Source organism: Pseudomonas sp. R37(2017), from assembly GCF_002113375.1.
Taxonomy (GTDB): Bacteria; Pseudomonadota; Gammaproteobacteria; order Pseudomonadales; family Pseudomonadaceae; genus Aquipseudomonas.
Genome location: NZ_NEHO01000001.1, coordinates 204,772 through 217,935 on the forward strand (window position 1 = coordinate 204,772; position 13,164 = coordinate 217,935).

A 13,164-nucleotide genomic window follows, 5' to 3' on the forward strand; every position below is an offset into this window, starting at 1 on the left:
TAACGCTGGCTGCCTGATACCCCGCGGTGCCTGGTCTTCCATCGCGAGCATTCGAGCGTCGACCGGCTGCTCCTACAGGTCAAAGGTGACCGGCACAAACAAAAACGCCCCGACCAAAGTCGAGGCGCTTCACGTGCAGCTAAAGGCTTAGCGCGGGAATGCTGGCGGGTTTACACCGGCCATGTCTTCCATCACACGAACCACCTGGCAGCTGTAACCGAACTCGTTGTCGTACCAAACGTACAGAACAACGCGGTTATCCTGGGTGATGGTCGCTTCAGCGTCCACTACGCCTGCGTGGCGCGAGCCGACGAAGTCGGTGGAAACCACTTCCTGGGAGCTGACGTAGTCGATCTGCTTGTGCAGGTCCGAGTGCATGGCCATCTGGCGCAGGTACTCGTTGATTTCGTCGCGAGTGGTGGCCTTTTCCAGGTTCAGGTTCAGGATAGCCATCGACACGTTCGGCGTAGGAACGCGAATCGCGTTGCCGGTCAGCTTGCCCTTGAGCACTGGCAGTGCCTTGGCGGCTGCGGTGGCGGCACCGGTCTCGGTGATGACCATGTTCAGCGGCGCGGCGCGGCCACGACGGCTGCCCTTGTGGAAGTTGTCGATCAGGTTCTGGTCGTTGGTGAACGAGTGAACGGTTTCGACGTGGCCGTTGACGATGCCGTACTTGTCGTTGACTGCCTTGAGCACCGGCACGATGGCGTTGGTGGTGCAGGAAGCCGCCGAGATGATCTTGTCGTCAGCGCTGATATCGCCATGGTTGATGCCGTGCACGATGTTCTTCAGCGCGCCCTTGCCAGGTGCGGTGAGGATCACGCGGGCAGCGCCCGGGCAGGCCAGGTGCTGGCCCAGGCCGTCGGCGTCACGCCACACACCGGTGTTGTCGACGATCAGAGCGTTTTCGATGCCGTACTGGGTGTAGTCGACTTCGGCCGGGCTCTTGGCGTAGATAACCTGGATCAGGTTGCCGTTGGCGGTGATGGTGTTGTTGGCCTCATCAATGGTGATGGTGCCGTCGAACGGACCATGGACCGAGTCGCGACGCAGCAGGCTGGCACGCTTGACCAGGTCGTTCTCGGCGCCCTTGCGGACAACGATGGCGCGCAGGCGCAGGCCGTCGCCACCACCGGTTTTCTCGATCAGGATGCGCGCCAGCAGACGGCCGATACGACCGAAGCCGTACAGGACAACGTCGGTGCCTTTGCGAGCGGCAGCGTTCTGCTGGCCAACCACGTCGGCCAGTTCTTCACGGACGAACTGCTCGGCAGTACGGCCATTGCCTTCGGCCTTGAATTTGGCCGCCAGCTTGCCCAGGTCCACCGAAGCGGCGCCGAGCTTGAGCTCGCTCATCGCCTTGATCAGCGGGAATGTTTCGTGGACGGACAGCTCGCTTTCGTCGGACTGACGGTGACGAGCAAAGCGGTGAGCTTTGAGAATCGCAATGACTGAACGATTGATCAGGCTGCGGCCATAGATCGAGCTCACCACATTGTTATTGCGGTAAAGCTGACCGATAAGCGGAATCATCGCTTCTGCGAGTGCTTCACGGTCGATCCATTCACCAAGACACTGGTCGGGCTTCTGAGTCACGGGAACCTTCCACATGTAGGGGCAGAAAAAAGGGGCTACATTATGCCGCCGAGTGACAGCGGTAGCAATGCGCGCCCGTCGTGCTTTACGTAACAACTCGTCGTTCAAAAAAATTGCGCCTCGCGCCAGCCCAATAAAACCGGGGCTTGCAGCGTAGTCAATTTTTTGGAGGTCACGCCTGCTTATCCGTAACCCTCCGTAACACTCGTTGTTTTTGCCACTACATATTCAGCAATTCTCGGCAAAAAACCGCCGAATTTTGTCTTTACCACTACATTTCGCCAAAGCAGCGCTTTAGACGCAGCCAGCAACTGACAGGCGGCATCGTAGACCGCTACAATTACCGACTTTGTCGCAAAGCCTGGAGCTCAACCTTCCGTGCCCGTTCTGCGTCTACCGCTTCTCCCTGCCGCGGCAGGTAAACAGCACTGGGGCAACCTGCCCGGTGCCGCCCTGAGCCTGGCCATCGCCGAGGCTGCCAGCGCTGCCAAGCGCTTTACCCTGCTGCTGACCGCCGACAGCCAAAGTGCCGAACGGCTGGAACAGGAGCTGGGTTTCTTCGCCCCGGATTTGCCCGTCCTGCACTTTCCCGACTGGGAAACCCTGCCCTACGACCTGTTCTCACCGCACCAGGACATCATTTCCCAGCGCATCGCCAGCCTGTATCGGCTGCCGGAATTGAGCCATGGCGTGCTGGTGGTGCCGATCACCACTGCCCTGCACCGCCTCGCGCCGACCAAATTCCTGCTCGGCAGCAGCCTGGTGCTGGATATCGGCCAGAAGCTCGACGTCGAGCAAATGCGCACCCGGCTTGAAGCCACGGGCTATCGCTACGTCGATACGGTGTATGAACACGGTGAGTTCACCGTTCGCGGCTCGCTGATCGACCTGTTCCCGATGGGCAGCAAACTGCCGTATCGCATCGATCTGTTCGACGACGAAATCGAGACCCTGCGCACCTTCGACCCCGAGAACCAGCGTTCCATCGACAAAGTCGACTCGGTCAAACTGTTGCCGGCCAAGGAGTTTCCGCTACAGAAAGAAGCGGTCACCCGTTTCAAGGCGCGCTTCCGCGAGCGTTTTGACGTCGATTTCCGTCGCTGCCCGATCTTCCAGGACTTGAGCAGCGGCATTACGCCGGCCGGCATCGAGTACTACCTGCCGCTGTTCTTCGAAGAAACCTCGACGCTGTTCGATTACCTGCCTCAGGACACGCAAGTGTTTTCCCTGCCGGGCATCGAGCAGGCGGCGGAAAACTTCTGGAACGATGTGCGCAATCGCTACGAAGAGCGTCGCGTCGACCCGTCCCGCCCCTTGTTACCGCCAGACGAATTGTTCCTGCCGGTAGAAGATTGCTTTGCCCGCCTCAAAAGCTGGCCACGGGTGGTCGCCAGCCAGCAGGACGTGGAACCTGGCGTCGGCCGCGAGCGCTTCCCCGCGCAGGAGCTACCGAACCTGGCCATCGAAGCCAAGGCCACTGAGCCCATGGCGGCACTGGCGCAATTCCTCGACCAGTTTCCCGGTCGCGTGCTGTTTACCGCCGAATCGGCAGGTCGCCGCGAAGTACTGCTGGAACTGCTGGAACGCCTGAAGCTGCGACCGAAAACCGTCGACAGCTGGCCGGACTTTGTCGCTGGCAAGGAGCGTCTGGCGATCACCATCGCCCCGCTCGATGAGGGCTTGCAGCTCGACGACCCGGCCCTGGCCCTCGTCGCCGAAAGCCCGTTGTTCGGCCAGCGTGTGATGCAGCGTCGGCGCCGCGAAAAGCGTGCCGATGCCAACAACGATGCCGTCATCAAGAACCTCACCGAGCTGCGCGAAGGTGCGCCGGTGGTGCACATCGACCACGGCGTCGGCCGCTATCTCGGCCTGGCAACCCTGGAAATCGACAGCCAGACCGCCGAGTTCCTCGCCCTGGAATACGCCGAAGGCGCCAAGCTTTATGTGCCGGTGGCCAACCTGCACCTGATCGCCCGCTACACCGGCAGCGATGATGCCCTGGCCCCGCTGCATCGCCTGGGCTCCGAGACCTGGCAGAAAGCCAAGCGCAAGGCCGCGGAACAGGTGCGTGACGTGGCCGCCGAGCTGCTCGACATTTATGCCCGTCGCGCTGCCCGCGAAGGCTACGCCTTCGCCGATCCGAAAGCCGACTACGCCACCTTCAGCGCCGGTTTCCCGTTCGAAGAAACGCCCGACCAGCAAGTCACCATCGAAGCGGTGCGCGAAGACATGCTCGCGCCCAAGCCGATGGACCGCCTGGTGTGCGGCGACGTCGGCTTCGGCAAGACCGAAGTGGCGATGCGCGCCGCATTCATTGCCGTCCACGGCGGTCGCCAGGTGGCGATTCTGGTACCGACCACCCTGCTTGCCCAGCAGCACTACAACAGCTTCCGCGACCGCTTCGCCGACTGGCCGGTGACCGTGGAAGTGATGAGCCGCTTCAAATCGGCCAAGGAAGTGAATGCGGCGGTCGCGGACCTGGCCGAAGGCAAGATCGACATCGTCATCGGCACGCACAAGCTGCTGCAGGACGATGTGAAGATCAAAAACCTCGGGCTGGTGATCATCGACGAAGAACACCGCTTCGGTGTGCGCCAGAAGGAACAGCTCAAGGCGCTGCGCAGCGAGGTCGACATCCTCACCCTGACCGCCACGCCGATTCCGCGCACGCTGAACATGGCGGTGTCGGGCATGCGCGACCTGTCGATCATCGCCACGCCGCCGGCCCGCCGCCTGTCGGTGCGCACCTTCGTCATGGAGCAGAACAAGAGCACGGTCAAAGAGGCCCTGCTGCGTGAATTGCTCCGCGGCGGCCAGGTCTATTACCTGCACAACGATGTGAAGACCATCGAGAAATGCGCCGCCGATCTCGCCGAGCTGGTACCGGAAGCACGGATCGGCATCGGTCACGGGCAGATGCGCGAACGCGAACTCGAACAGGTGATGAGCGACTTCTACCACAAGCGCTTCAACGTGCTGATCGCCTCGACCATCATCGAGACCGGCATCGACGTGCCGAGCGCCAACACCATCATCATCGAGCGCGCCGACAAGTTCGGCCTGGCGCAGTTGCACCAGTTGCGCGGCCGGGTCGGACGCAGCCACCACCAGGCCTACGCGTACCTGTTGACGCCACCGCGCCAGCAAATCACCCCGGATGCCGAAAAGCGCCTGGAAGCGATCGCCAACACCCAGGACCTCGGCGCGGGTTTCGTACTCGCCACCAACGACCTGGAAATCCGTGGCGCCGGCGAACTGCTTGGCGATGGCCAGAGCGGGCAGATCCAGGCCGTCGGCTTCACGCTGTACATGGAAATGCTCGAGCGCGCGGTGAAGTCGATCCGCAAGGGCGAGCAACCGAACCTCGATCAACCGCTCGGCGGTGGTCCGGAAGTCAACTTGCGCGTACCGGCGTTGATCCCCGAGGACTATCTGCCGGATGTCCACGCCCGCCTGATTCTCTACAAGCGCATAGCCTCGGCCACCGATGAGGACGGCCTCAAGGACTTGCAGGTGGAGATGATCGATCGTTTCGGCCTGTTGCCGGAACCGACCAAGAACCTGATCCGCATCACCGCGCTGAAACTGCAGGCCGAGCAACTGGGCATCAAGAAGGTCGATGGCGGCCCGCAAGGAGGTCGCGTCGAGTTCGCCGCCCAGACGCCGGTCGACCCGCTGACCCTGATCAAACTGATCCAGAGCCAGCCAAAACGCTACAAGTTCGAAGGCGCCACGATGTTCAAGTTCATGGTTCCGATGGAGCGCCCGGAAGAGCGCTTTAATACTGTAGAGGCGCTGTTCGAGCGCCTCGTTCCGAAAACTGCTTGAAGGACGCCGCATGCGCCTGTTTCGCTCCCTGACCTTGCTGACCCTGTTGATGCCAGCCCTGGTGACCTCCACGGCATTTGCCGACGACCTGTATCAGGTCGAAATGATTCTGGTCCGTCAAAACGCAGTGCCGGCGATTGTCAGCCGCGCCGCTCCGGAAGACTGGGCAGCTGGCGCCCACCCCGTCAGCCCCGACAGCCTGCGTACGCCGAGCTTGAACGGCGAGGTGCAAAAACTCACCAGCAGCGCCGACTACACGGTGCTGCTGCACAAGGCCTGGCAACAGAACCTTGGCGAGGAGGCCCACAAGGTCGCGATCAGCGACGGCAAGGAACAATTCGGCCAATTCCCGATCGAGGGCACGTTGAGCATCAAGCAGGGGCGCTTCACCGACGTCGAGGCCGATTTCTGGGTCAACCAGATCAATGAAGATGGCCTGGTCACCGCCAGCGAACGCCTCAAGACAGACAGCCACACCAAAAACGGGCAGTTGAATTTCCTCGATGCCGGCCACCTCGGCCTGCTGATCAAGATCACCTCGCTCTCCACCCCAGCACCTCGGCCAGTCCCCGAAGAAATTCCGGACTGATTCCCCATGTCCGCGACCCTGAGCAAACCCCTGGCACCGTCATGGGTCAGCCGATTCAAGGAACAGAGCCTGGAGCGTGGCCGCCGCTACGCGCTGGAGAATCGGGTCAGGATCGTCGAAGCCGGCGATGCAACCATAGTCGCCGCATGTGAAGGCTCTGGCGGTAACCTTTACCGTCAGACCATTCGCTTGCGCGAGTCAGCCAAAGGCACGCTGCTGATGGTCGACGCCACGTGTTCGTGCCCAGTCCATAGCAACTGCAAACATTGCGCGGCGGTACTCCTGCAAGTGCAGGAAACCCTCGACTACCCCGCTGCAGCCAAGGACGCCGAACTCCTGGAAAAACTCCAGGCCGTCCTGGAAAACCGCAGCCCGAAAGCCCCGCCGCAAGTGTTGGTGGACAATGTGCAGCCCGTCCCGCGCCTGTGGCTGGCCAGCATCGAGTTCAGTGCATTCGAGCCGCGCAACGGCCGAATGCAGCGCTATATCCAGCATCGAGCGGCGCTGTCTTTCAGTTACCTGGACGAGTACGTTTCCGGACAGAAAAACGCCGACATCCTGATACGCCAGGAAGCCCAGACACTGCGAATAAAACGCCATCCGGAAGTGGAACAATCCTACCGGGAGCAGTTACGAATCCTTGGCTTCAAGGTCGCCACCCGGCAAAGCAAGGCCCTGCCGGAAAGTGCCGGCGAACTGTTCGAGATGGTCAATGACAGCGCCTGGTTGACCTTTACCCTCAATGAACTGCCAAAGCTGCGCACCCAGGGTTGGGAATTGCAGATCGACGAGGACTTCGGTTTCGACCTGACCGCCGTGGACGACTGGTACGCCACGGTCGAACAGGTCCCCGAGCGCGACTGGTTCGACCTGGAACTGGGAATCATCGTCAACGGCGAACGCCTGAGCCTGTTGCCGATCCTGCTCAACCTGATGCGCTCCCATACGGAAATCCTCAACCCGGAGCGCCTCGCCCGGCGACGAGATGACGAACTGATCCTGGTCAACATCCCCAGTCGCCCGAACTCCGGACACGGCCCGCTGCAGGTCGCCCTGCCCTTCGGCCGCTTGAAGCCAGTGCTGGCAACCCTTGGTGAGTTCTACCTGCAGGAGCCCGGCGAAACCACGCTGCGCCTGAGCAAGGCCGATGCCACGCGCCTGAACCCGCTGGAAGACATGCCACTGCTCTGGGAGGGCGGAGAACAGATCCGCACCTTTGCCCAGCGCCTGCGCGACATCAAGGACCACACGGCCACCGCCCCGGAGGGCCTGAATGCGACGCTGCGGCCCTATCAGCTCGAAGGCTTGAGCTGGATGCAATCGCTGCGGCAACTGGAAGTGGGTGGAATTCTCGCGGACGACATGGGCCTGGGCAAAACCTTGCAGACACTGGCTCACGTTCTGAGCGAGAAAAACGCCGGCCGTCTCGATCGACCGTGCATGGTCGTGATGCCGACCAGCCTGATCCCCAACTGGCTCGACGAAGCGGCGCACTTTACACCGCAGCTCAAAGTGCTGGCGCTCTACGGTGCCAGTCGCAAAAAACACTTCGACAAGCTGGCTGATTACGATCTGATCCTGACCACCTACGCCCTGCTGCCAAAGGATGTCGAACGCCTGGCGGCGCAGCCTTTGCACATACTGGTGCTGGATGAAGCGCAGTACATCAAGAACCCAGGCAGCAAGGCTGCACAGGCCGCCCGCGAACTCAATGCCCGTCAGCGCCTGTGCCTGAGCGGCACGCCGCTGGAAAACCATCTCGGCGAGTTGTGGTCGCTGTTTCACTTCCTCCTGCCCGGCTGGCTCGGCGACGTCAAAAGCTTCAATCGCGATTACCGCGTGCCGATTGAAAAGCGCACCAGCGAGGTCAGGCTCCAGCACCTCAATGGCCGGATCAAACCTTTCCTGCTGCGTCGCACCAAGGAACAGGTGGCCACCGAACTGCCACCGAAAACCGAGATCATCCACTGGGTCGAACTCAACGAAGCCCAGCGCGATGTGTACGAAACCATGCGCCTGGCCATGGACAAGAAAGTGCGCGACGAAATCACCCGCAAAGGCGTGGCCCGCAGCCAGATCATCATTCTGGAAGCGCTGCTCAAGCTGCGCCAGGTCTGCTGCGATTTGCGCCTGGTCAACGAGGCAACCCTGCCGAGCCGTGGCAGCACATCCGGCAAGCTCGACAGCCTGATGGAAATGCTCGAAGAGTTGTTTGAAGAAGGTCGGCGGATCCTGCTGTTCTCGCAGTTCACCTCAATGCTGTCGCTGATCGAAGACGAATTGAACAAACGCGGTGTGGCCTATGCCCTGCTGACCGGCCAGACCCGTGATCGCCGCACGCCGGTGAAGGAATTCCAGAGCGGCAAGCGTCAGATATTTCTGATCAGCCTGAAGGCCGGCGGCGTTGGCTTGAACCTGACCGAAGCGGACACGGTGATTCATTACGACCCGTGGTGGAACCCGGCGACGGAAAACCAGGCGACCGACCGGGCGTATCGCATCGGCCAGGAGAAGCCGGTGTTCGTCTATAAATTGATTGCGCGCGGCACGGTGGAAGAAAAGATTCAGCACCTGCAAAAGGAAAAATCCGACCTCGCGGCCGGTGTTCTGGACGGGCGCAAGGCCGGGGACTGGAAACTGCAGAGCGATGATATCGAGGCGCTGTTTGCGCCACTGCCCGACAACCTCGAAAAACGCTGAGACTTTCGGTGTCTGAACCGGCCTCTTCGCGAGCAAGCCCGCTCCCACAGTGACCGCGTCGAGCACAATTCCTGCAAACGACACCGAACCTGTGGGAGCGGCGGTGCGGCGATCCGACTTGCCCGCGAAGAAAGCGACTCGGTGCCAGGCCTGACTCAGCCCTTGAGCACCCGCGCCAATGTCGACTTCACCTTGCCCATGCCGTCATGCAATGCCTGCTCGATCTCGGCCATGGTGATTACCGCCGTCGACTTGCCCGCCGCAGGGTTCACCACAAGCGCCAGGCAGGCGTAATCCAGCTCCAGTTCGCGGGCCAGTGCGGCTTCCGGCATACCGGTCATGCCGACGATGTCGCAGCCGTCACGCTCCAGGCGCGCGATTTCAGCAACGGTTTCCAGGCGCGGCCCCTGGGTGCAGGCGTACACACCGTGCGTGCTGTAACCGACGCCTTCGGCCGCCAATGCCGCAATAAGCTGCTGGCGCAGCGGTTCGCTGTACGGATAGCTGAAATCGATGTGGGTGACCTGCTCCAGGTCGTCGGCGAAATAGGTGTGCTGGCGACCGCTGGTGTAGTCGATCAGTTGATGTGGCACACAGAAATACCCGGTGCCCATCGCAGAATGAATACCGCCCACGGCATTCACCGCCAGAATCGCCTCGGCGCCCGCCTGTTTCAGCGCCCAGAGGTTGGCGCGGTAATTCACCTGATGCGGCGGGAAACGGTGCGGATGACCGTGACGTGCGAGGAACAGCACTTCCTTGCCAGCGTATTCACCGATCTGCACTTCGGCCGAAGGGGCACCATAAGGTGTGTCCACTGCCAGTGACTGGCGAATGCTCAGGCCTTCGAGCTGAGTCAGGCCAGTGCCGCCGATAATCGCATAAACCGTCATAACGAACAGTCCTTAATCAATCAATTGAGCTTCTTTGAGCGCGCCGACAGCGGCCAGCCAGCGTGGGTCCTGACGGTATTCGGTGCTGGCGAACGACTGGCCGCGCATCCGCGCAATGCGCCCGGATGGCTTGACCTTCAGACGCTGGGCAGCGCTCAGGGCAAGCTCGGCGGCCGCACGGTCGTTGCACACCAGCCCCATATCGCAACCGGCAGTCAACGCTGCCTCGATTCGGCTGGCGGCATCGCCGACCACATGAGCGCCCGCCATGGACAGGTCGTCGCTGAAAATCACGCCATCGAACTGCAACTCGCCGCGCAGGATGTCCTGCAACCAGCGACGGGAGAAGCCAGCGGGCTGGGAATCGACTTGTGGATAAATAACGTGGGCCGGCATGACCGCAGCCAGTTGCTTGCTCAGTTTGGCGAACGGCACCAGGTCGTTGGCGCGGATCTCATCGAGAGTGCGCTCATCATTCGGGATCGCCACATGAGAATCCGCTTCAGCCCAGCCGTGGCCGGGGAAATGCTTTCCGGTCGCCGCCATGCCCGCGCTGTTCATCCCGCGAATGAATGCACCGGCCAACAGGGCGGCACGCTCCGGATCACCCTCGAACGAACGGGTACCCACCACGGCGCTGCGCTGGTAATCGAGATCGAGCACCGGGGCGAAGCTCAGGTCCAGGCCAACGGCCAGTACTTCGGTCGCCATGATCCAGCCGCACTGTTCGGCCAGGTACTCGGCATTCGGGTTGTCGGCAATGGCGCGCATGGCGGGCAAGCGCACGAAGCCCTGGCGCAGGCGCTGCACGCGACCGCCCTCCTGATCCACAGCCAGCAACAAATCGGGACGGATGGCGCGAATGGCTGCACTCAGCTCGCGCACCTGCCGAGGATGCTCGATATTGCGAGCAAAGATGATCAAGCCGCCCACTTCGGGCTGGCGCAACAATTGGCGATCTTCAGCCGTCAGCCAGGTACCGGCGACGTCCACCATCAACGAGCCTTGCAAGCCAGCAGTCATAAGAATTCCTTGATAACAGAAAACCCGACCCACACGAATTCGCCGCCAAGGGCATGGCCCGGCAGATTGGCGAGTTCGATGGGGAACGGGTTCAGAACGAGAGTCGGCATGGGCGGCTAGCTTAGCGGATGTCGGCTGCCGCGCCCACCTGTGCGTGGTTAAACCTTGGCGGCAACCGGCGTCGATTTGCTGCGTGGACGCAACTGAGCCGTGGCCATGGCCGGATCAGTCACACCGGACTCGGCGCGCATGCCGGCAGCCAGGAACGGCACCATCAGGCGCATGACCTGCTCGATCGAGGTGTTCACGCCGAAGTCGGTTTCCGCAATTGCACGCAAGGCCTTGATACCGGACATGCTGAACGCCGCGGCACCGAGCATGAAGTGCACGCGCCAGAACAGCTCGATGGGAGGAATGCGTGGTGCCGCTTCGTTGACCAGCATCATGTAGCGGCGGAATACCTTGCCGTACATGTCTTCCAGATAACGACGCAGGTGCCCCTGGCTCTGACTGAACGCCAGTCCCAGCAAACGCATGAAGATAGACAGGTCGTTGCCACTGCGCGGCTGCACCACCAGGGCCTGCTCGACGAGGATCTCCAACAGCTCTTCGAGCGTCGGCCTGATTTCAGGCTTGGCCTGACGCCGCTCCAGCTCTTTATCGAGACTGAGGCAGAACGGTCCGAGGAACCGGGAGAAAACCGCCTGGATCAACGCCTTCTTCGAACCGAAGTGATAGTTCACCGCCGCCAGATTGACACCGGCCTTGCTGGTGATCAGGCGCAATGAGGTTTCGGCGAAACCTTTTTCCGCGAACAACTGCTCGGCTGCATCAAGAATGCGTTCAACGGTTTCCGACTGGGCCATGGCTACTCCGCCTGACAAACACTTGTTTGAAACATACGTTTCAACCTGTGCCTTGTCAAGTCTGGCAGTTCGTTTCGGGAATGGTCGGTCAGACATTTAACCACACAACGGCGAAGCTTCAATCCACTGACTGAATGACCGTCCGGCGGCCTTCGAAAAATGGAGCATTGCCAAGACCGCCTCACTGTATATAATCCCAGTCACTGTATAAAAAAACAGAGCGATCAACATGCTAAAACTGACGCCACGCCAAGCCGAGATTCTGGCCTTCATCAAACGCTGCCTGGAAGACAACGGCTACCCGCCGACCCGTGCGGAAATCGCTCAGGAGCTGGGATTCAAGTCGCCCAACGCCGCCGAAGAACACCTCAAGGCCCTGGCACGCAAGGGTGCAATCGAGATGACGCCGGGCGCCTCCCGTGGCATTCGCATCCCGGGCCTCGAAGCCAAGGCCGACGACTCCACCCTGCCGATCATTGGCCGGGTCGCAGCCGGCGCCCCGATTCTTGCTCAGCAGCACATCGAAGAGTCCTGCAACATCAACCCGGCATTCTTCCATCCGCGCGCCGACTACCTGCTGCGCGTCCACGGGATGAGCATGAAGGATATCGGCATTTTCGACGGCGACTTGCTGGCGGTCCACACCACCCGCGAGGCCCGCAACGGCCAGATCGTGGTGGCGCGAATCGGCGACGAAGTGACCGTCAAGCGCTTCAAGCGTGATGGCAGCAAAGTCTGGCTGATCGCCGAGAACCCCGAGTTCGCCCCTATTGAAGTGAACCTTCAAGACCAGGAACTGGTGATCGAAGGCTTGAGTGTCGGCGTCATTCGCCGCTAAAGGAGGCACCATGCAGTTCCCGCAGACATCACCACAGCAAACCCAACTGCCGTTGTTCGAAGCGTTCATGGCTCAGCCATTGGCGCCGATTCTGAAAGACGTGGTCGAGTCTCCCTGGAGCGCCGAACCCGACGTTTTCAGCGAGCTGTCACTGCGTGGTGCAGCCGGGAACTGCCTGAACCTTCTGGCGCCGATCCTCAGGGAATTGAGCCAGGACCAGGACGCACGCTGGCTGACACTGATCGCACCGCCCGCCAGCCTGACCCAAGCCTGGTTGCGAGATGCCGGCCTCAACCGCGAACGCATTCTGCTGCTGCAGCCGAGAGGCACCCAGAGTGCCCAGCAACTGACCTGCGAAGCCCTGCGCCTGGGCCGCAGCCACACTGTAGTCAGCTGGATCAATCTGCTGAGCCCCCAATCGCGACAACAACTGATCAGCGCCGCCCGGACCGGGGACGCTCAGAGCCTGAATATTCGCTTGGGCTAACTGACAGACAGGGCGCGAGCTTCACCCCGCGAGGCTTCTCCAAGGGCAGAGAAGCCGATGTGTAGCGAAAACGACGAACGGGGATCAATGAAGAACCCGCGTCCCCTCTTCCTTGTCGAATTCGCCTTCGACCAGGCGTCCCGCCATCTGAACACCAACACTCAACATTGCCTTGGCGACTTCCACGTGCTGCCCTTGCAGGAACGCTTTGGCGTCCTCGGAGAAATCCAAAGTAACCAGAGAACCCTCGTCCTCGGCCCTGCGCAGCTCGATACGGCCGTCTGGTAACTCGACAATTTCTAGAAAGGACGTTGGCATAAAGGACTGTTCTCCACGAAAGGCGG

General features: G+C 61.2%; 10 protein-coding genes. 5 read left to right on the forward strand and 5 right to left on the reverse strand.

Annotated features, from left to right (window positions below; translation table 11 throughout):
• Window positions 1-147: 147 nt before the first annotated feature.
• A complete protein-coding gene (locus CAG47_RS01005; protein ID WP_085723068.1) occupies window positions 148-1,611 on the reverse strand; it encodes a glyceraldehyde-3-phosphate dehydrogenase in 1,464 nt (487 codons plus the stop codon).
• Window positions 1,612-1,974: 363 nt separating this feature from the next.
• On the opposite strand from CAG47_RS01005, the gene mfd reads away from it, so the two are divergent.
• From mfd to CAG47_RS01020, 3 genes are read left to right on the forward strand one after another with little or no spacing between them, the layout of a single operon-like run.
• A complete protein-coding gene (gene mfd, locus CAG47_RS01010) occupies window positions 1,975-5,424 on the forward strand; it encodes a transcription-repair coupling factor (RefSeq protein ID WP_085723069.1) in 3,450 nt (1,149 codons plus the stop codon).
• Window positions 5,425-5,434: 10 nt separating this feature from the next.
• Window positions 5,435-6,013 (forward strand): CsiV family protein, encoded by a 579-nt coding sequence (locus CAG47_RS01015; protein WP_085723070.1) that lies wholly within the window; start codon window positions 5,435-5,437, stop codon window positions 6,011-6,013.
• Between the two features lie 6 nt (window positions 6,014-6,019).
• Window positions 6,020-8,713: a DEAD/DEAH box helicase gene (locus CAG47_RS01020; protein ID WP_085723071.1), complete on the forward strand. Its 2,694-nt coding sequence runs from the start codon at window positions 6,020-6,022 to the stop codon at window positions 8,711-8,713.
• A gap of 155 nt (window positions 8,714-8,868) precedes the next feature.
• Here the strand turns inward: CAG47_RS01020 and CAG47_RS01025 are convergent, their stop codons facing one another.
• The 3 genes from CAG47_RS01025 to CAG47_RS01035 all read right to left on the reverse strand — a co-directional run bounded on the left by CAG47_RS01025 (window position 8,869) and on the right by CAG47_RS01035 (window position 11,495).
• Complete coding sequence (locus CAG47_RS01025; protein ID WP_085723072.1) at window positions 8,869-9,606, reverse strand: S-methyl-5'-thioinosine phosphorylase; 738 nt, start codon at window positions 9,604-9,606, stop codon at window positions 8,869-8,871.
• Window positions 9,607-9,618: 12 nt separating this feature from the next.
• Complete coding sequence (gene nagZ / locus CAG47_RS01030; RefSeq protein ID WP_085723073.1) at window positions 9,619-10,629, reverse strand: beta-N-acetylhexosaminidase; 1,011 nt, start codon at window positions 10,627-10,629, stop codon at window positions 9,619-9,621.
• A gap of 158 nt (window positions 10,630-10,787) precedes the next feature.
• Entirely contained in the window at window positions 10,788-11,495 is a 708-nt protein-coding gene (locus tag CAG47_RS01035; RefSeq protein ID WP_085723074.1) for a TetR/AcrR family transcriptional regulator, read from the reverse strand.
• Window positions 11,496-11,724: 229 nt separating this feature from the next.
• Here CAG47_RS01035 and lexA point away from each other — a divergent pair, with 229 nt between their 5' ends.
• Together lexA and sulA are read left to right on the forward strand one after the other, a co-directional pair.
• Window positions 11,725-12,333, forward strand: coding sequence for a transcriptional repressor LexA (gene lexA / locus CAG47_RS01040; RefSeq protein WP_085723075.1), 609 nt, complete (start codon window positions 11,725-11,727; stop codon window positions 12,331-12,333).
• Between the two features lie 10 nt (window positions 12,334-12,343).
• Window positions 12,344-12,820, forward strand: a complete 477-nt coding sequence (sulA, locus tag CAG47_RS01045) for an SOS-induced cell division inhibitor SulA (RefSeq protein WP_085723076.1) — start codon at window positions 12,344-12,346, stop codon at window positions 12,818-12,820.
• A gap of 84 nt (window positions 12,821-12,904) precedes the next feature.
• Here the strand turns inward: sulA and CAG47_RS01050 are convergent, their stop codons facing one another.
• Complete coding sequence (locus tag CAG47_RS01050) at window positions 12,905-13,138, reverse strand: hypothetical protein (RefSeq protein WP_008023011.1); 234 nt, start codon at window positions 13,136-13,138, stop codon at window positions 12,905-12,907.
• Between the last annotated feature and the right edge of the window lie 26 nt (window positions 13,139-13,164).

Excerpts from the sequence above, each read along its gene's own strand:
- lexA (WP_085723075.1), top strand. The coding sequence starts at position 11,725 with ATGCTAAAACTGACGCCACGCCAAGCCGAGATTCTGGCCTTCATCAAA.
- sulA (WP_085723076.1), top strand. The coding sequence starts at position 12,344 with ATGCAGTTCCCGCAGACATCACCACAGCAAACCCAACTGCCGTTGTTC.
- CAG47_RS01020 (WP_085723071.1), top strand. The coding sequence starts at position 6,020 with ATGTCCGCGACCCTGAGCAAACCCCTGGCACCGTCATGGGTCAGCCGA.
- CAG47_RS01015 (WP_085723070.1), top strand. The coding sequence starts at position 5,435 with ATGCGCCTGTTTCGCTCCCTGACCTTGCTGACCCTGTTGATGCCAGCC.
- CAG47_RS01050 (WP_008023011.1), bottom strand. The coding sequence starts at position 13,138 with ATGCCAACGTCCTTTCTAGAAATTGTCGAGTTACCAGACGGCCGTATC.
- nagZ (WP_085723073.1), bottom strand. The coding sequence starts at position 10,629 with ATGACTGCTGGCTTGCAAGGCTCGTTGATGGTGGACGTCGCCGGTACC.
- CAG47_RS01005 (WP_085723068.1), bottom strand. The coding sequence starts at position 1,611 with ATGTGGAAGGTTCCCGTGACTCAGAAGCCCGACCAGTGTCTTGGTGAA.
- CAG47_RS01025 (WP_085723072.1), bottom strand. The coding sequence starts at position 9,606 with ATGACGGTTTATGCGATTATCGGCGGCACTGGCCTGACTCAGCTCGAA.
- CAG47_RS01035 (WP_085723074.1), bottom strand. The coding sequence starts at position 11,495 with ATGGCCCAGTCGGAAACCGTTGAACGCATTCTTGATGCAGCCGAGCAG.